The organism is Erythrobacter tepidarius, assembly GCF_002155695.1.
GTDB lineage: Bacteria > Pseudomonadota > Alphaproteobacteria > Sphingomonadales > Sphingomonadaceae > Erythrobacter > Erythrobacter tepidarius.
Genome location: NZ_MUYJ01000001.1, coordinates 156,913 through 174,479, shown reverse-complemented (window position 1 = coordinate 174,479; position 17,567 = coordinate 156,913). Strand labels below are relative to the sequence as shown.

19 protein-coding genes and 1 tRNA gene are annotated in these 17,567 nt (G+C 65.7%); 7 read left to right on the top strand and 13 right to left on the bottom strand.

Annotated elements, in window-relative coordinates; all coding sequences use genetic code 11:
• Positions 1 to 87 precede the first annotated feature (87 nt).
• From BZF61_RS00825 to BZF61_RS00800, 6 genes are all read right to left on the bottom strand, one after another.
• Positions 88 to 1,083, bottom strand: a complete 996-nt coding sequence (locus BZF61_RS00825; RefSeq protein WP_086616732.1) for a hypothetical protein — start codon at positions 1,081 to 1,083, stop codon at positions 88 to 90.
• Positions 1,080 to 1,649 carry a sigma-70 family RNA polymerase sigma factor gene (locus tag BZF61_RS00820; protein WP_245804442.1) on the bottom strand — a complete coding sequence of 190 codons (570 nt, stop codon included), beginning with the start codon at positions 1,647 to 1,649 and terminating at the stop codon, positions 1,080 to 1,082. Before BZF61_RS00820 ends, BZF61_RS00825 begins: the two co-directional genes overlap by 4 nt.
• Positions 1,650 to 1,779: 130 nt before the next feature.
• A complete protein-coding gene (locus tag BZF61_RS00815) occupies positions 1,780 to 3,120 on the bottom strand; it encodes a sensor histidine kinase (RefSeq protein WP_086616731.1) in 1,341 nt (446 codons plus the stop codon).
• A 136-nt stretch (positions 3,121 to 3,256) separates the two neighbouring features.
• The gene (locus BZF61_RS00810; protein WP_086616730.1) at positions 3,257 to 3,934 is read right to left on the bottom strand and encodes a response regulator transcription factor; all 678 of its coding nucleotides are present in this window, start codon (positions 3,932 to 3,934) and stop codon (positions 3,257 to 3,259) included.
• A gap of 121 nt (positions 3,935 to 4,055) precedes the next feature.
• Positions 4,056 to 4,376 carry a hypothetical protein gene (locus BZF61_RS00805; protein ID WP_211276697.1) on the bottom strand — a complete coding sequence of 107 codons (321 nt, stop codon included), beginning with the start codon at positions 4,374 to 4,376 and terminating at the stop codon, positions 4,056 to 4,058.
• A 56-nt stretch (positions 4,377 to 4,432) separates the two neighbouring features.
• Positions 4,433 to 5,173 carry an SIMPL domain-containing protein gene (locus BZF61_RS00800; RefSeq protein WP_086616728.1) on the bottom strand — a complete coding sequence of 247 codons (741 nt, stop codon included), beginning with the start codon at positions 5,171 to 5,173 and terminating at the stop codon, positions 4,433 to 4,435.
• Positions 5,174 to 5,275: 102 nt separating this feature from the next.
• On the opposite strand from BZF61_RS00800, the gene BZF61_RS00795 reads away from it, so the two are divergent.
• Entirely contained in the window at positions 5,276 to 7,111 is a 1,836-nt protein-coding gene (locus BZF61_RS00795; RefSeq protein ID WP_086616727.1) for an ABC-F family ATP-binding cassette domain-containing protein, read from the top strand.
• 77 nt (positions 7,112 to 7,188) lie between these two features.
• Complete coding sequence (locus tag BZF61_RS00790) at positions 7,189 to 7,554, top strand: nuclear transport factor 2 family protein (protein ID WP_086616726.1); 366 nt, start codon at positions 7,189 to 7,191, stop codon at positions 7,552 to 7,554.
• Position 7,555: 1 nt separating this feature from the next.
• On the opposite strand, the gene BZF61_RS00785 is transcribed toward BZF61_RS00790, so the two are convergent.
• On the bottom strand, positions 7,556 to 8,035 hold the full coding sequence (locus BZF61_RS00785) for a DUF6456 domain-containing protein (RefSeq protein WP_086616725.1): 480 nt from the start codon (positions 8,033 to 8,035) through the stop codon (positions 7,556 to 7,558).
• A gap of 92 nt (positions 8,036 to 8,127) precedes the next feature.
• Here BZF61_RS00785 and BZF61_RS00780 point away from each other — a divergent pair, with 92 nt between their 5' ends.
• On the top strand, positions 8,128 to 8,706 hold the full coding sequence (locus tag BZF61_RS00780) for a helix-turn-helix domain-containing protein (RefSeq protein ID WP_086616724.1): 579 nt from the start codon (positions 8,128 to 8,130) through the stop codon (positions 8,704 to 8,706).
• A 10-nt stretch (positions 8,707 to 8,716) separates the two neighbouring features.
• A complete protein-coding gene (locus BZF61_RS00775; protein ID WP_086616723.1) occupies positions 8,717 to 9,901 on the top strand; it encodes a glycosyltransferase in 1,185 nt (394 codons plus the stop codon).
• A gap of 47 nt (positions 9,902 to 9,948) precedes the next feature.
• Here BZF61_RS00775 and secF read toward each other — a convergent pair whose 3' ends face one another.
• The 3 genes from secF to yajC form a co-directional block, all read right to left on the bottom strand.
• The gene (gene secF / locus BZF61_RS00770) at positions 9,949 to 10,926 is read right to left on the bottom strand and encodes a protein translocase subunit SecF (RefSeq protein ID WP_086616722.1); all 978 of its coding nucleotides are present in this window, start codon (positions 10,924 to 10,926) and stop codon (positions 9,949 to 9,951) included.
• A gap of 13 nt (positions 10,927 to 10,939) precedes the next feature.
• Positions 10,940 to 12,538 carry a protein translocase subunit SecD gene (secD, locus tag BZF61_RS00765; RefSeq protein ID WP_086616721.1) on the bottom strand — a complete coding sequence of 533 codons (1,599 nt, stop codon included), beginning with the start codon at positions 12,536 to 12,538 and terminating at the stop codon, positions 10,940 to 10,942.
• 69 nt (positions 12,539 to 12,607) lie between these two features.
• Positions 12,608 to 12,937: a preprotein translocase subunit YajC gene (gene yajC, locus BZF61_RS00760; protein ID WP_086616720.1), complete on the bottom strand. Its 330-nt coding sequence runs from the start codon at positions 12,935 to 12,937 to the stop codon at positions 12,608 to 12,610.
• A gap of 269 nt (positions 12,938 to 13,206) precedes the next feature.
• Here yajC and BZF61_RS00755 point away from each other — a divergent pair.
• Positions 13,207 to 13,283: transfer RNA gene (locus BZF61_RS00755), tRNA-Pro, on the top strand.
• Between the two features lie 184 nt (positions 13,284 to 13,467).
• On the opposite strand, the gene BZF61_RS00750 is transcribed toward BZF61_RS00755, so the two are convergent.
• On the bottom strand, positions 13,468 to 13,725 hold the full coding sequence (locus BZF61_RS00750) for a CobW C-terminal domain-containing protein (protein WP_086616719.1): 258 nt from the start codon (positions 13,723 to 13,725) through the stop codon (positions 13,468 to 13,470).
• 19 nt (positions 13,726 to 13,744) lie between these two features.
• On the opposite strand from BZF61_RS00750, the gene BZF61_RS15495 reads away from it, so the two are divergent.
• Together BZF61_RS15495 and BZF61_RS15720 are read left to right on the top strand one after the other, a co-directional pair.
• On the top strand, positions 13,745 to 13,924 hold the full coding sequence (locus BZF61_RS15495) for a hypothetical protein (RefSeq protein ID WP_143736851.1): 180 nt from the start codon (positions 13,745 to 13,747) through the stop codon (positions 13,922 to 13,924).
• Positions 13,925 to 14,198: 274 nt separating this feature from the next.
• Positions 14,199 to 14,345, top strand: a complete 147-nt coding sequence (locus BZF61_RS15720; RefSeq protein WP_158094040.1) for a hypothetical protein — start codon at positions 14,199 to 14,201, stop codon at positions 14,343 to 14,345.
• Positions 14,346 to 14,371: 26 nt separating this feature from the next.
• On the opposite strand, the gene BZF61_RS00745 is transcribed toward BZF61_RS15720, so the two are convergent.
• Entirely contained in the window at positions 14,372 to 16,468 is a 2,097-nt protein-coding gene (locus BZF61_RS00745; RefSeq protein ID WP_086616718.1) for a S9 family peptidase, read from the bottom strand.
• A gap of 59 nt (positions 16,469 to 16,527) precedes the next feature.
• The gene (locus tag BZF61_RS00740) at positions 16,528 to 17,196 is read right to left on the bottom strand and encodes a superoxide dismutase (RefSeq protein WP_086616717.1); all 669 of its coding nucleotides are present in this window, start codon (positions 17,194 to 17,196) and stop codon (positions 16,528 to 16,530) included.
• Positions 17,197 to 17,567: the final 371 nt, after the last annotated feature.

The window sequence follows — 17,567 nt, the reverse complement described above, 5'->3', positions numbered from 1 at the left end:
ATCCGCCGCTGCGGGGATTTGCGGCAGGTGACAGCGAGCCAACGTGAGAGCGATGCTGCGCCCTTCGCGCCAGACCCGGCTTTTTACTCAACGCGGCGGCCCGTCAGGGGGCGTCTCGGACGGGGACACTTCGGGCTGAACACGTGCTTCGGGCATGGCTTCGACCGGGGCTTCGCCAGCAAGCGGAGCCTCGCGCCCCAGCCGCTGCGCACGCTGCTGCTGCCAGGCTTCCTTCAACGCGCGGCGTTGCTCGGGCGGGAGCTGGCGCAGGGCCTCGCGCCGGGCTTCCGGGCTCATCTGCCGCAGCCGTTCGAGCTTCACGCGCTGCTGCAGGCTGCGCTGTTCCTGGTGGATCGGGCGCATGATATCCTCGCGGGTCAGCGCCTCGCCGCTCTCGACCCTTTCGCGCAGTTCCTCGCGGCGAGCCTCGATCCGCTCGTTCAGCATCCTCTCGCGGCGCAGGCGCGCGTCTTCGAGCCGCTGGCGGATGCGGGCCTCCTGCTCGGGCGTGGGCAGCGGCAGCCCGGCGGCAGCACGGCGTTCCTTCTCGAGAGCGATCCGTTCGTCAAGCAACCGGCGGCGCAGTTCCGAGCGGCCCTTGCGCACCTCGTCGATCCGGCGAAAGGCCTCGGCCAGTTCCTCGGGCGTGTCGATCAGACCTTCGATCCGCACCGGCGCGAGCGCGGCGGGCGCGGGATCGACCGGCGCAGCAGCAACCGCAACAACCGGCTTAGCCGGCGCGCTCGCGGGCTCATCGCCGGTGATACTGGCCCACACCTTGCCCGCCGAAGGAACCGGCAGGCCGACACGCTCGAGCAGGCCGGTCGCCGCCGCCGCGCTTGCCAGCGCGCAGAAGCCGGCCACGCCGATGGCGATCCGCCGTCCCAGCCGCCAGCCGCGCGCCGTGCCGGTCACATCATTGCGGCGCAGTTCGGGCAGCAGGGGAGGCCGGTTGGCCGCGGCGGCGAGCACCTTGTCCGCAAAGCCTGCGGAAAGACCGGGCACTACATAGCCATCGAGCGCGCGCGCCAGCGGGCTGCCCGGGACGATTGGCGCACCTTCGTCGCGATCGGCGCCGCTCATAGCGCGTCTCCCTGCGCCGCGAAGGCCTGCCGCAGGCTTGCGCGGGCGCGATGCAGCAGGCTTTCGAAAGCCTTGATGTTCATGTCCATCGCTTCTGCCGCCTCGGCGTTGGACAGCTCCTCATAATAGGTCAGCACGATTGCAGCGCGCTGGCGTTCGGGCAGCGCCATGACCAGCGCGCGCGTTCCGGCATCACGTTGCTCGGCCTCGATGCGGCTATCGGCCAGCGGCGCCTCATCAGCCCGCTCGGGCACCTCTTCGTCGGAGATCCGGCGGCCAGCGCGCAGACGATCGATCGCAATATTGGTCACCACCCGCTTGAGCCAGCCCGAAAGACGCAGCGCCGCGCCCGCCGACGTGCCTGCCGGATGGCGTTGTGCCAGCCGGGCGGAATGGTCCCACAATCGCAAGCACGCTTCCTGCACAATATCCTCGGCTTCGTGCGCATTGCCGACCATACGGTAGGCAATCCGGTTGAGTATAGCTGCATGCCGCGCGATCACCTCGCGCAGCGCATCCGCATCACGCGCCGCCATGCGCGCCGCCAGCGCTGCGTCGTCGGCCATCGGGGCCGCCATCGAAGGCTCGCCGCCAGCTTTCATGTCTCGGCGCAAATGACCCCGTTTGCCCTTTGCTGTGGTAGTGCACTCGGTCGGCTAACGGCGCTGGCCACCAAACCCTTCGCGAGCCGCAGCCTCATGCGCGCGGGAGGCGCAATTCGACCAGCAAGCCGCCGAGATCCTCGCTGGTGTCGAGTCTGACCGAACCGCCATAGATTTCCGCCACATCGCGCACGATCGCAAGGCCAAGGCCGGTGCCTGGCTTGCCGGTATCGAGCCGCGCACCGCGATCAAAGATGCGGATGCGCTCGGCCTCGGGGATGCCGGGGCCATCATCCTCGACCCAGATCAGGCATTCACCCGAAGGCTTCCCGGCGCTCTCGGCATCGGGATCGATGGTGACGAACACCGAACCCCCGCCATATTTGGCCGCGTTCTCGATCAGGTTTCCGAGCATCTCGTCGAGATCCTGTCGCTCGATCGCGACCTCGGCAGTGCGGCTTCCGGCGATGTCCAGCCGGCTATCGGGATGGAGCCGCTCGACCGCCCGGCGCACCGCCTCGGCGCTGGCGCGGACATTGGTACGTGCATGGCCAACCGCGCGCCGACCGACGGCCCGGGCGCGGGCCAGGTGATGATCGACATGACGCTGCATCGCGCGCGTCTCGCGCATCACCGTCGCCTCGAGATCGGGCGCGCGCGCCGTGGCGGCATTGGTCAGCACCGTCAGCGGCGTCTTGAGCGCATGGGCGAGGTTGCCCGCGTGGCGCCGCGCCTCATCCGCCTGCCGCTCGGAATGTTCGAGCAGCGCGTTCAATTCATCGACCAGCGGCTGCACTTCAAGCGGCAGGGGCTCGGTGATCCGCCCCGCGCCGGTCGTGCGCAGGTTGTGGATTGCTGCCCGCACCCGTCTGAGCGGCGAGAGACCATAGCGGATCTGGAGCAGCGCCATCCCGAGCAGGCCGAGGCCGAGGACGGCGAAGCTCCAGATCAGGATCAGCCGCACGCGTCCGATCTGTGCGTCCATCTGTTCGGTGGCGCTGGCGACCGCAAAGGTCCAGCGCGTCTCGCTGCCTGGCAGAATCACAGTGCGCTCGGCGATGCGCAGCGGCTCGCCGGGGAACTGGGCGGAGTCGTAGAAGTGCACATCGCTGTCGAAATGCTCGCCCTGCACGGCTGCCCCGCGCAGCTTCAGCGTCCGGTCCCAGAGGCTGCGCGAGGGCCAGGGATCATGCCCCGCGCCGCTCACCTGCCAGTAAAGCCCGCTGCCCGGTTCGAGAAACCGCTGGTCGCCGAGCGCGCGGTAGAAATTGACTTCCCCGAAGGCGTCGATCTCGGCCGAGGAGATCATCGCGGTCAGGATATATTCGAGCTGTTCGTCGAAATTGCTTTCGACCTGCGCAGTCAAGGTGCGCTCGAGCGCGATGCCGCCACCAAGCAGAAGGACGAAGATCCACCCCGCGGCTATCAGGCCCATGCGCCGCGCAAGACTGGCGCGCGGCGCGGGGCCCGCCAGAGGTTCGCTGGGCCGGCTTGCGAGAGCTTGCCGCGCGCTTGCGCCCGCCTCGCCCGCGGGCGAGGCATTCAGCGCATCACCGCCCTCACCCGACGTCTCAGGCGCGGGGGGCTTCGGCGGGGTCGTCGAGGCTGTAACCGAGTCCACGGATGGTCGTAATCACGTCTGCGCCGAGTTTCTTGCGAATGCGGGTAACGAAGACTTCGATGGTATTCGAATCCCGGTCGAAATCCTGATCGTAAATGTGTTCGATCAGCTCGGTGCGGCTCACCACCTTGCCCTTGTGGTGCATCAGGTAGGAGAGCAGCTTGTATTCCTGGGCCGTCAGCTTGACCGGCTCTCCGGCCAGCGTCACCCGTCCTGATCGGGTATCCAAACGCACGTCGCCGGCTGTCAGTTCGGAGGAGGTGTTGCCCGAAGCGCGGCGAATCAATGCGCGCAGGCGAGCGATCAGTTCCTCGGTCTGGAACGGCTTGGCGAGGTAGTCATCGGCCCCCGCATCAAGCCCGGCGACCTTGTCCGACCAGCTGTCGCGCGCAGTCAGGACAAGCACGGGGAATCTCCGCCCCTCGCGCCGCCACATGCCGAGCACGGTCAGCCCGTCGATTTCAGGCAGGCCGAGATCGAGGATCACCGCGTCATAATCCTCGGTCGAGCCCATGAAGTGCCCGTCCTCGCCATCGGTCGAGAGGTCGACGGCATAGCCGTTGTGTTCCAGTGTCGACTTGAGCTGCGCGCCCAGCGTGGGCTCATCCTCGACAATCAGAATTCGCATGTTCCACCATTTTCCTGCTGCATCATCGGCGGGTTGGTGCGCTTTTGGCACGGCAGCGTCAAGCAAGCGGCGCGTAAGGATGCCCAACCTGTCCCCCGATCATGCCGGGCGCGGCGCACCGTCAGTGGGATCGCCCGATCACCCGTCCGGTGCGGGCATCGACGTCGATATAGGTCACGCGGCCCTCGCGGATGAACTTGAGCCGATAGGCCCGCGCAACCGAATCATAGGCCGGGCCGAGATACTCCGCGCCGCGCATCTGCGGCAGAATGCGCCGCTCGATCTCGCGCAGCGAGAGCTGGGTGCCGGCCTGCGCCTCGCGCCGTGCCTCGCCCTGATCGCTGAGCGACTGTTCCTGCGCCGCCCCCGTCACGGTTGCAACCCCACCCGATAGGGCAAGCGCGGCGAGCACGGCTGCGAGACGGGCGGAAACCGGGTTCATCATGCGATCATTCCTAGCTGCAAGGCTTTGAACGAGGCGTGAATGGTTGTGCCGGCTTACGGCGCGGCATCCTTCAGCAGCTCGAACTTGAACGACAGGGCGATCCCGGTCGAGACCATGCCCGACTGCACCGGCGGCGGCGCGGCGGCAACCATGCCAGCGTCGGCCTTCATCATCGCCATTTCCGGCATGGCCCCGCGGCCTTCGATGCTCTCGCTGATCCACAGCACTTTCGCGCTGTCATAGCCGAACAGATCGGCATAGGCCTTCACCCGCGCCTGCGCCCGAGCAATCGCGCGCTTGCGCGCTTCCTCCTTGGCGGCCTCGTCGTTCTCGATGCTGAAGGCCGGGCCATTGAGATCGGTTGCTCCGGCCGCGACCAGCGCATCGAGCACCTTGCCCGTGTCCGCGATCTTGCGCAGGATGACGCTCACCCGGTTCGATGCCTGATAGCCGCGGAACACCGTGCGCTGGCTCGCCTGATCGTAGTCATAGCGAGCGTTGAGGCTGATGCCGGTGGTCTGGATGTCCTTCTCGGCAATCCCCATCGCCTTCAGTCGGGCCACCACCTTGGTCATCTCGGCCGAATTCTGGCTGAGCGCCTCGGTCGCGGTCGGGGCCTCGGTGGTCACGCCCGCACCGATAGTGGCGATATCCGGGACGACCGAGATGCTCTCGAACACGCTGAGTTCGACCACCGGGCCTTCGGCCTTGATATCAATTTCGGCCGCGGCAAGGCTGGCGACGGGGAATGTGAGCGCACCTGCAGCGGCAAGGGCAAGAACGGGACGTTTCATGTACGGTTTCCTCCAGCAGGCTTGGGCCATTGGACGCGTCGAGCTTTCGCGGGACTGAACCGCCTTGGCAGGCTCCCGACAAGTCCCTAACGAACGCGGGTCATGGCACAACCTCCTATTTTCTCGCTCGAAGGGGTCGCGCTGCAGCAGGGCGGGCGCTGGCTGTTCGGCGGCCCGACCCCGACCAGCGGCGCGGCGCCGATCGATCTGCACGTGCTGCCCGCAGACCGGCTGGCGCTGATCGGACGCAACGGGGCGGGCAAGACGACACTGCTCAGGCTCATCACCGGCCGGATCGAGGCCGACCGCGGCCAGCGGCGGGTGAAGCCGGGGACGCGCATCGTGTTTCTCGAACAGGAGCCGGACTTTTCGCCCTATGCCACGCTGATGGACTTTGCTCTGGGCGGCGAGGACGCACCGGCCACGCACGAGGTGGAAGCCATCGCCGGCCAGCTCGGAATCGACATGAGCCGCCCCGCGGCGACAGCGAGCGGCGGCGAAAAGCGGCGTGCCGCGATCGCCCGGGCACTGGCGCAGGAGCCGGATCTGCTGCTGCTCGACGAACCGACCAACCACCTTGATATCGGCGCGATCGACTGGCTGGAAGACTGGCTTGGCCGCTATCGCGGGGCCTTCATCACCATCAGCCACGACCGCACCTTCCTCTCCCGCCTCACCCGCGCGACCCTGTGGCTCGACCGCGGTACGCTGCGGCGCAAAGAGGTGGGCTTCGGCGGCTACGAGGCGTGGGAAGAGAGCGTCTATGCCGAGGAGGCGCGCGCCGCCGAAAGGCTCGATGCCAAGCTCAAGATCGAAGCCCATTGGCTCGAACGCGGGGTCACCGCCAGACGCAAGCGCAATCAGGGGCGGCTGGAGAAACTGCATCAGATGCGCGCTGCGCGGGCCGCGATGATCTCGGGCGCAGGGACAGCCAAGCTCAAGCTGGCGAGCGATGACGACTTCAAGTCCAAGTCGGTGATCGTTGCAGAGGGCATTTCCAAGACCTTCGGCGATCGGGCCGTGATCAAGCCCTTCTCGCTGCGCATCCAGAATGGCGACCGGATCGGGATCGTCGGGGCAAATGGGGCAGGCAAGACCACGCTGCTCAGGCTGCTCACGAAGGAGCTGGAGCCCGACACTGGCACCGTCACCCATGCCCGCACCCTGTCGGGCGTGATGATCGACCAGCAGCGCAAGCTGCTCGAACCGAATGCCACCTTGCGCCAGATCCTTGCCGAGGGAGGCGACTGGGTCGATGTCAGAGGTGTGCGCAAGCATGTCATGGCCTACCTCAAGGACTTTCTGTTCGATCCTAGTCTGGTCGATACCAAGGTCGGCATTCTTTCAGGCGGGGAGCGTTCGCGCCTGCTGCTGGCGCGCGAGTTTGCCCGCACCGCCAATCTGCTGGTGCTAGACGAGCCGACCAACGACCTCGATCTCGAAACGCTCGACCTGTTGCAGGAAGTGATCGCCGATTTCGATGGCACGGTCCTGATCGTCAGCCACGACCGTGACTTCCTTGACCGCACGGTCACGGTCACGCTGGGCCTCGACGGGTCGGGCAGGGTGGACATCGTGGCGGGTGGCTTTGCCGACTGGGAAGCAAAGCGCAAACCCGCCCAGGCCACCGCACGAACCTCACAACGAGCCCGCGACGACGTGACAACGACCGCGCAACGGGGCGGCAACGACAAGCCCCCCGCCGCAGGGGCCAAACTGTCTTACAAGGACCAGCGCGATTACGAGCTTCTGCCCGCGCGGATCGCCGAACTCGAAGCCGCGATTGCCAGGGGCGAGGCGCTGCTCAGCGATCCCGATCTCTACATCAAGGACCCGCAACGTTTCGCCACCATCAGCCAAGGCATCGCCAACGCCCGGGCCGAAAAGGACGCAGCCGAGGAACGCTGGCTGATGCTGGCGGAAATGGTCGAGGGGTAGCCTTCGCTCCGCCTCGCGACCGCTATTCTGCCATATTCCCGGCCTAGACCATGCGCGCAAGGAGAGGAGTGCATCTCATGTCGATCGAACAACTGGCCAAGGACTTCACCGCTGCAATCCGCGCGGATGATCCCCCCGCCTATCAGGCGCTGTGGGCCGATGATATCGTCAGCCTCGAACCGCATGGCGGCGAAGGGGCCCGCACCGTGGGGCGCGAGGCCCTGCTGGCCAAGCATGCGTGGTGGGAAGCCAATGCGACCGTGCACGACTTCACCACCGAGGGGCCCTTTGTCTTCGGTGACCAATTCGCGCTGCGCTTCGCCATGGACGTGACGATGAACGGCGAACGGGTTCAGGCCAGCGAAATCGCGCTCTACACCGTCAAGGACGGCAAGATTGTCGAGGAACGGTTCTTTTCCGAAGTCGCAGCCCAGGCCGCATGAATCAGGGGATGCGGTAGTAGTCCGCGACCCGTTCGAGCGCGATGCGCAGCACCAGCTTGCCGCTGCGCGCTGGCCAGCCGAGGGTTTTCTCGGCTTCCGGCAGCGCCTCGCCGGCGCAGACCACGCGCCACAGGATATCCTCCAGACCCTTGCCCGCCGCCTTCACCGCTCCGTCGAAACGCTGACGTGCGGCGATTTGCCTCTCGCTCGGCGACAAGCCGCGCTCGCCGGTCGATTTCACCCGCACCGGATCCCAGCGCATCGTCACGTTTGGGGCCAGCGCGCCGCGCTCGTAATCGCGCCGCAGCGCCTCGCCCGCATCAAACAAGCGGTCGGACAGATGCCCGCGCGCGTGCAGCCAAGCAAGCGGGCTTTCGGCAAGATTGACGGTGACGGTGCGGGACGGGCGGCGCCCCCCTGACAGCGCGGTGCGGCGTGGGCCTTCGGATGTGAGTTCGCGTTCAACCAGCTGGCGCTTCATCAGTGTTCTCCCTTGGCAGACAAGTGACTTGCCAAAGCGGATTATCTGTAGGAAAGAAGAAACCTATCTGGTTAAAAGAGAGCGAGTGCCCGATGCTCAACCGCATCCGCGATATCCGCAAGGCCAAGGGAATGACGCTGGCCGACGTCGCCGCCGCCTGCACTCCACCGACCACCGCGCAGACCATCGGGCGGCTGGAGACCGGCACGCGGCAACTCTCGCTCGCCTGGATGAACCGCATCGCCGCCGCACTCGAGGTCGATCCGGCGAGCCTGATACGCGCCGAGACGGGCGCGGCCGCACAGATCATCGCGGAACTGGTTGCGGCGGGTGCGCAGGCGCTTTCCGCCCCGCGCGAAGCCCTGCTGCCGAACGAACTGGCCGCGGCCGACGGCCCTGCCCCGCTGGTGCTGGCGGTCAGCGAGAGCGTGGGCGAATATCGCCCCGGCGATCTGGTGTGGCTGCGACAACTCGACCCGGATGATTCTGCCTACGCGATCAACCGTGACTGCCTTGTCCCGCGGCCCGGCGGGCGCTTTGCCTTCGGACGCCTGATCGACCGGCGCGGGAGGCTGGTTGGCCTGTTGCCGCCGGGTGCAGGGCAGAAGCAGGTGGTGGTCGACAATCCGGCCTGGATCGCGGTGGCGATGATGCTGGTCAGACCGCTGTGAGGATCGCTGCGTGAAGCACGTCCTCGTCCTTTCGACGCTCTATCCCAATCCGGCCAATCCCCGGTTCGGAACCTTCGTCGCGCGCTCGCTCGAAGCGCTGGCGAAACGCGGCGACTGGCGGGTGACGCTGGTCAATCCGATCGGCCTGCCGCCGCTGGCGCTGGGGCGTTACCGCCCGCTCGCCGACCTGCCCGAGGTCGCCACGGAAGGCGGGATTGCCGTCCACCGCCCGCGCTTCACCCTGATCCCGCGCATCGGCGCCCGCCGCAACGCCGCCGCCATCGCCCGGGCGGTGCTGCCGCTGGCGAAGCGCCTCCATGCCGAGGCCCCGTTCGATCTGGTCGACGCGCAGTTCTTTTTCCCCGATGGCCCCGCCGCTGCCATCCTCGCGCGTGAACTCGGCCTGCCGCTCACGATCAAAGCGCGGGGGAGCGACATCAGCTTCTGGGGCAAGCAGGACTTTGCCCGCAAGCAGATGCTGGATGCTGCCGCCCGCGCCGCCGGGCTGCTCGCCGTCAGCCGCGCTCTTGCGGGGCAGATGGCGGCTCTGGGCATGGATGCGCGCAAGATCACGGTGCATTATACCGGGCTCGACCGCGATCGCTTCCGCCCGCTGGAGCACACCCAGTTGCGTCGCCAGCTGTCCGAGGAATTCGGCTTTGCCCTGCCCGACAACGCCCCGCTGCTGGCCAGCGTCGGGGCGTTGATCGAACGCAAGGGCCAGGGCATCGCTATCGCCGCACTCAAGGAAATTCCCGGCGCACGCCTGGTGCTGGTCGGCAAGGGCGAGGACGAAGCGCGGCTGCGGGCGCTCGCGGCGAGCGAAGGCGTGGCCGAAAGGGTTTTCTTTGCCGGCTCGCTCGATCACGACGTGATGCCGCTGATCCTCTCGGCGGCCGATGTCATGGTGCTGCCGACCGTCGCCGAGGGGCTGGCCAATGCGTGGGTCGAAGCGCTGGCCTGCGGGACCCCGGTGGTTACCACCGACGTTGGCGGCGCCCGCGAACTGATTACCTGCGACACTGCCGGCCGCCTGTTGGCGGAACGCACGCCCGAGGCCGTGGCGCAGGCCGTCAACGCGATTCTCAACGCCCCGCCCGCGCGCGAGGCGGTGGCTGCGCTCACCGAAGCCTTCAGCTGGGACGCCAATGCTGCGGCATTGGCGGCCCATTATGATTCTTTGATAGCCGCCTGACCGCGGCGCAGACCCGTCCGCGCCAGCGAACCACAAGCAGGCAGGCTTTACGCCTCGCCGCGCGCGACCTTCTCCTGACGCTCGATCGCGCTTTCGGTCGGCACGAAGCTGTTCGACGTCACGCCCATCCAGATCAGCAGCGGGCCGGCCATGTAAATCGACGAATAGGTCCCGATGAACAAGCCCACGGTGATCGCCGCGACCATGCCGAACAGACTCGGCGGGCCGAAGACCAGCAGCGGGATCAGCGCCACGAACAGCGTCAGCGAAGTCATCACCGTGCGCGATAGCGTCTCGTTGACCGACAGGTCGAGCAGTTCGCTCATCGGCATCTTGCGGAATTTCTTGAGGTTCTCGCGGATGCGATCATAGACCACGATGGTGTCGTTGAGCGAATAGCCGATGATCGCCAGGATCGCCGCGACGATCTGCAGGCTGAACTCCATCTGCGTGATTGCGAACAGGCCAATGGTCACCGATACGTCGTGCACCAGCGCAAACATCGCGCCCACGCCAAACTGCCATTCGAACCGCACCCAGATGTAGATCGACACCGCCGCCATCGCCGCCAGCAGCGCGAGGATCGCCTGGTCGCGGAACTCGCCCGCGACCTTGCCCGAGACGGTGTCGTTCCCGTCGGTACGCACGTCCGGGTATTGCTTGGCAATCGCGGCGATCACCTTCTCGCCGATCGCGGTTGCCGCGCCCGGGGTGTCCTCGGCCCCTTCGGGCAGGGGGACGCGGATCGAGACCGACTGCGGTCCGCCGAATTCCTGCACCACCGGCTCGCCGTAGCCGAGCCTCCCGACCAGCTCGCGCAATGACGCAACCGGCGCCTGCTCGCGCTCCGTGAAGGTCATGCGCACTTCCTGGCCACCGGCGAAATCGACCCCGAAATTGAGACCATTGACCAGCACTGCCGCCCAACTGCCGAAGATCAGCACGATGCTGAGCACGAAGAACGGGATGCGCAGTTTGAGGAACTTGATGTTGGTGTCGTCGGGGACGATCTTCAGCAGTTTCATGCGGCGAGCCTCCTCAGATATTGATGTCGTTGGGGCGCGCCTTGCGCAGCCATCCGGCGACGAACATGCGGGTCAGCGTGACACCGGTGAACACCGAGGTGAACAGGCCCACCACCAGCACCACCGCGAAGCCCTTGACCGGCCCCGAGCCGAAGGCGAACAGCGCCACCCCGGCGATGAAGTTGGTGAAGTTGGCATCATAAATCGCGCGGCCGGCTTCCTTGTAGCCAGTCTCGACCGCGGCGACGACCTTGCGGCCGCGCTTGCGCTCCTCGCGGATGCGCTCGTTGATGAGCACGTTGGCATCCACCGCCGCGCCAATGGTGATCACGAAGCCCGCAATCCCCGGCAGGGTCAGCGTGAAGTTGCCGAGCGCCATCAGCCCCAGCAGCATTGCCACGTTGAACACCAGCGCGACCGTGGCGTAGATGCCGAAGCGGCCATAAGTCGCGATCATCAGCGCAATCACCGCCAGAGAGCCGATCGCCATGGCGAGCAGGCCTTTGCGGATCGAGTCCGCGCCGAGGTCCGGACCGACGGTGCGTTCCTCGATCACCTGCAGCGGCACCGGCAGCGCGCCCGAACGCAGCGCGATCGCCAGATTGTTCGCGCTTTCCGGGGTGAAGCTACCCGAGATCTGCGCACTCCCGCCAAGGATCGGCTCGTTGATGGTGGGCGCCGAGAGCACCTGCCCGTCGAGGATGATCGCAAAAGGCTTGCCGACATTCTCTCGCGTCAGCTTGGCGAACTTGGCTCCGCCTTGCGCATCGAAGGTGATGTTGACGACATTCTGATTGGTGTTGGGATCGACCCCGGCCTGCGCGCCCGTCAGGTTTTCGCCGCGGATGCCGCCGAGCCGGCGCACCGCCTCGAACCGACCGGCCATCGGGGTGCCGGGGGCATAGGGGAAGATCTGGCTGCCCGGAGGCGCGATGCCGGCCTGCACGTTTTCGGGCAGCGCGTTCAGGTCAACCAGCTTGAATTCAAGCTGCGCGGTCTGGCCAAGCAGGTTCTTGAGTGCCTCGGGATCCTCCAGGCCCGGCACCTGCACCACGATGCGGGTATCGCCCTGACGAATGATGGTCGGCTCGCGCGTGCCGAGCTCGTCGATGCGGCGGCGCACGACTTCGGTGGCGCTGTCCATCGCATCGTCGAGCGCGGCGTTGATCCCTGCCTCGGTCGGGGTGAGAACGATGCGCTGGCCGTCGACCACCGCCAGGTCCCATTCGCGGGTCAGATTCGCGCCCTGCATCACCGGTTCGAGCAGACCGCGCGCACGATCGATATCTGCGGGGCTGTCGAGCATGAAGCTCAACCGTCCCTCGCCCGTCGAAACATCACCGATGCGGATGCGCGGCTTGGCATTGCGCATCAGCTGGCGGACGGTTTCTTCCATGTTTTCGAGCCGCTGGGCGCGGATGTCGTCGGCCTTGGCTTCGAGCAGCAGGTGCGAGCCACCGGCAAGGTCAAGCCCGAGGTTCACCTGCGGATTGGGCAGGCTCGAGGGCCAATCCAGCCCCGAAACATTGAACAGCGAAGGCAGCGCCAGCACCGATGCGGCCAGCGTCAGGCCCCACAACCAGAGCTTCTTCCAGAAGGGAAATTCGAGCATTGCGTCTCAGGTCTCGCGCAAAGTGGATGCGGCGACTGGCGGCGTGGCAACCGGTTCAGCCGTTGGCCATTAATCGTTGGCGGGCGTACCGCCCGGAGGAATGATGTCGCCGATCGTGGACTTGATCGCCTTGACTCGGACATTGGTGCCCAGTTCGAGTTCGACATAGGTGTCATCGACCTTGATGACCTTGCCCACGAGACCGCCGGCGGTAACCACTTGATCGCCCTTCTTCATCGCGGCAACCTTCTGCTGGTGCTCCTTCTGCCGCTTCATCTGCGGGCGAATGATGAGGAACCAGAAGATCGCGATCATGCCGATGATCGGCAGGAAGCTGATCCAAGCGGGCGGTGCTTCGGCGGCACCCGCCCCGGCGGCGGCGAGAAGGTCGAATGTCATGCGTGTGAGCCCGTGGGATGTCTTGATTGATATGCAGGAGCAAGGCCCCTGCGGTTCAAGTGGGCGCGCCTAGCAGCAATGCAAGCGGGCGGCAATGCACCGGCCACCTTTGGTGGTGCACACGTCCCGTCCGTCCACCAATGGAATCGCTGTGCTATCGTGGCCGGCAAGGGGATGGGGCAAAAGCCTGGAGCGCGCATCAGCGCGATCACGCACAAGGACGCTTGCCAGCCTCGATGGCGCGCCCTATAGGCCCGCATCCACTGGCACGGGACGTAGCGCAGCCTGGTAGCGCATCACACTGGGGGTGTGGGGGTCGGAGGTTCGAATCCTCTCGTCCCGACCAGTGGTTTCAAATAATTTCAGAATCTTGACAGGGCGGCGGCAGCCGCCCTTGTTGCGTCTGGCATGGCCATCCAGGGCTTATGTACGAAATGGCATTGGCAGCGGCCTGACAGCAAGGCGTGAGAATGCGCCATCGGATGAGTTTTCCGATCACGCTATTGGAAAATGCTCTGGCTAAAACTGGGTCACAGGCGAAGGGCGACCAGATCGAAGCCCGGATCGCCCGGCTGCAGCAAGGGTCTAGGCCCGTTGAAAGGCGAACCTTCAGGCCCGCTGAGCTGATAGCTGTGCACTGATTGGGTCATAATCGTAAGCGTATCGCGCAAGGTCGCCCCGTCGAGCCCGCGGGTGATGAACACCATGCGTGGGCGACGATCCTCGCTCAGCCAAACGTCGAGCATCACCGGGGGATGGAGGATCCATTGCACGCCATGAAGCACCATCGGCTTGTCCAGTCCCGCGATGTTGACGGATGCCCTTGATCCGCAGAACGTCAGGCTTTCTGAGCATCACGAGCGTGTGCAGCCAGAAGTCGAAGGCCTCGGCATCAAGCGGTGCGTCGCAGCTCAGGCAGACCGCATGGATCTCGGCATCCGCGCCGGTCTTCGTCGCGATCCGTCACCAAACACCCAATTAATGTGATAATATATTATGCACTGCGACAGGCAAAGGGCAAGTGGCCGTTGCTGATCGATCACTACCACAAAGGCAAACGGCCCCGTAGCTAGGACATAGACTCATAAGCGCGCAGCCAGAGGCGCATTGAGGCGAGTTTGACCATTCGTCGGTGCCGTTCAAGCCTGACTAAGCGTTCACGCGCGTCTCATCAGGGGCTGACGCGGGCGATGCCCATCCCCGCGGCTTGCGGCCTTGCCCGGTCGTTCCCGCTGCCGCTGCCCGTCTTCGGGAGGCTGCGGTGGCCGCGCGTTATGGCGCGGTCAGCATCGTCACCTTCACCGCCAGCTCCGGCGTGCTGCCCGCCATCGCCCCGCTGCTCGCCACGCATCGCCTAATCCTGTTGGTCAGCAATGTCGAAGTGACCCGCCCCCAGGGCTTGGATTGACATCAAGTTCGCCTGCCCTGCTTGCCTCATTGCGAGGACAAGGCGGGTGCACCCTTCTTGTATTTCTCGAACCAGGCCAGGATCGCCGCTGCCTTGGCGGCGCTTTGCGACGGGCGGGCGGCGATGCTGCCATGGCTCGCTCCGGGGATCTTGACCAGCGCCGTCGGAACGCCGCGCAGCCGCAGGGCCGTGTAATACTGCTCCGACTCGCTGACAGGCGTGCGGTAATCCTCTGCCCCCACCACCACCATGGTCGGCGTGGTGACATTACCCACGAGCGAGAGCGGCGAGAGCTTCCAATACAGCTCCGGATTTTCCCATGGCTGTGCCCCGAGCCAATACCGCCCGAAGAATGCGGGACTGTCCGCAGTCAGAACCTGGGTCGTCCAGTTGATAACCGGCTTTTGGGTCACCGCTGCCTTGAACCGATCGGTCTTGCCCACGATCCAGCTGGTCAGCACTCCGCCGCCCGATCCTCCGGTGACAAACAGCGCATCCGGGTCCGCCACCCCTTCGGCGATCGCGGCGTCGACGATGCTGATGAGGTCATCATAATCCTTGCCGGGATAGGCCTTGTCGATCTTGTTCGCGAAGTCCTCGCCATAAGACGTCGAACCGCGCGGATTGGCGGAAAGCACGGCGTAGCCTGCTGCGGCATAAAGCTGATTGTCGGTGGCGAAGTGCGGGCCATAGGCGGCAAAGGGCCCGCCATGGATTTCGAGGATCAGCGGCACCCGAGTGCCCGGCGTGTAATCCGGCGGCAAGGTCAGCCAGCCTTCGATCGGCAGGCCGTCATAGCTGGATTTGGTGGTGATCTTGCGCACCGTGCCCATCCGCTTGACCGCCTTGAGTGCGGCGTTGAGGTCGGTCAGGCTACGGGTCTTGCCACCGCTGGCAGCCAGCATCAGCTCGGCCGGAAAGGTCGGCACACCGCCGGTAAAGGCGACTGCATCATTGGCGGCAACCGAAAAGCTCCCGCCGGTATAGGGCCGGTCAAAGCTGCTGCCCGTCACCCCCTGCACCACATCGCGCACCGTCCCTTCGAGGCCGATGCGCGCCACCCGCGTCTCGCCGCTGATGTCGTATTGGGCATAGATCGCAGTGCCGTCGGCATCCCACGCGATCCCCGAAGGGCTGTAGCCCCAATCGGCCGTCAGATTGCGCAGACCAGAGCCGTCAGGGGCCATCACGTAAAGGTCATTATCTTCGTAAGCGCGGCCCAAATCGTCAAAGCCGAGGAAGGCGATCAGCTTGCCATCGGGGGAGACGGACGGGCTGTGATCGGGGCCATCGCGGCTGGTAAGCGCGGTGATGGTGCCCGACGCGATGTCCAGCGCATAGATTTCGCTTTCGACCGGATCGTGCTGCCAATCGGGCTTGCGGTTTGCGGCGAAATAGAGCCGCTTGCCGTCCTTCGAGAAGGTCAACGGGCCCTTGTCGTGATACTCGCCGAAGGTCAGCTGGCGCGCCGCACCACCAGTGGCAGGGATGATGAAGACTTTTTCGAACCCCGGCTTGAGATATCCCGCCCCATCGACGCGGTAGGCGAGCAGATCATAGACCTCGAGCGGCTCGGCCCACTGCGCACCCTCTGGCTTGCCTTCGGGCGCCTGGCCCAGTTTCAGGGCCTCGCCTTCGACCAGCATGGTGTAGGCGATCATGGTGCCATCGGGTGACCAAGTGATGCTGGAGGGGCTGGTCGGCAGACCGGTCAGCCGCACCGACTCACCGCCCTGCAACCACTTGACCCACAATTGCGCGCTGCCGCCCGCGGTCGAGACATAGGCGATGCGCCTGCCATCGGGCGACCAGACGGGTGAGAACGCATCGGCATCAGCGCCACCCGCGAGCGGCACCTGTTCGCCGGTCTTGGTATCGACCAGCCAGATGGCGCTGCGTGCGCGGTCTGTCATGATGTCGTTGCTCATGCGTACATAGGCGATGCGCGCGCCATCCGGGCTGATCTGCGGATCGCTCGCCATCGACAGATCGAACAGGTCGCGCGCGGTGAAGCGCGTCTCGGGCCCTGCGGCGGGGGGCGCTGGCGATGCCGCCGTCTGCGCCAGCGTGCCCTGCGCGCAAGAAGCCGCCAACATGGCAGCCGCGTACAATCCGACCTTCATCACCCTCTCCCTTGTTCCCGCGCGGCTTCCAGGCTGCGCGGCTCCGGCATCAGCCTTATTTACCTGATCGCCGCCGCGTAACGCTCGGACACCTTGCCCCAATCGACCACCTGCCACCAGCTGTCGAGGTAATCGCCGCGGCGGTTCTGCCACTTGAGGTAATAGGCATGCTCCCACACGTCATTGCCAAGCACGGGCGTGCCCTTGACCTCGGCCACATCCATCAGCGGATTGTCCTGATTGGGGGTAGAGGTGATTGCGAGCTTCCCGTCTTTGCCCACGATCAGCCACACCCAGCCCGATCCGAAGCGCGCGGTGCCGGCCGCCTTGAACGCGGCCTTGAACTTGTCCATCGATCCGAACTGCACGTCGATCGCGGCCGCCAGCGCGGGGGAAATCGCGTTGCCCTTGCCCACCGGTGCCATCGTTTCCCAGAAGAAGGTATGATTCCAGTGCCCGCCGGCATTGTTGCGGATCGCCGGGGACAGCGTACCGGCCCGGGCGACAAGTTCTTCCAGCTTCATTCCTGCCAGCGAAGGATCGGCGGCCACGGCCTTGTTGAGGTTGTCGACATAGGCTTGATGATGCCGGTCATGATGGATGATCATGGTCTGGGTATCGATTACCGGCTCCAAGGCATCGGCCGCATAGGGCAAAGGGGCGAGCGAAAAGGCGGCCGGCGCGCTCGCGGATGCGGCGGTCTGGGCCTCAAGCACCCCCGCCCCCATGAGCGGAACCAGTGCCGTGGCGAATGCCGCGATGGTGAGAAACAGAGGGCGGTGACGTGTCATGCGTGTTTTCCTCGGTGGATCATGGCAGCCCGCGGTTCGCAAGCGGGACATCGGCATTGGGCAAGCGGCCACGAAAAGCAAGGTAGCTCCCGACCGGCTCGAAGCCATGGCCGCGGGCAAGGAGCTAGCGGCGCACCTTGGCGGCGGGTTCGGGGCTGAAATGCGCCAGCCGGTAACGCATTCCCACCTTCCCTGGCACCTTGGGCGTAAAGGTCGCGGATGCGTGTCGCCGGATCGGCGGCACCGAACAAGCGCGACCGTCAAATTCATCTATGCCCGCATCTGGCGCGCCGGGCAATGCGCCTGTG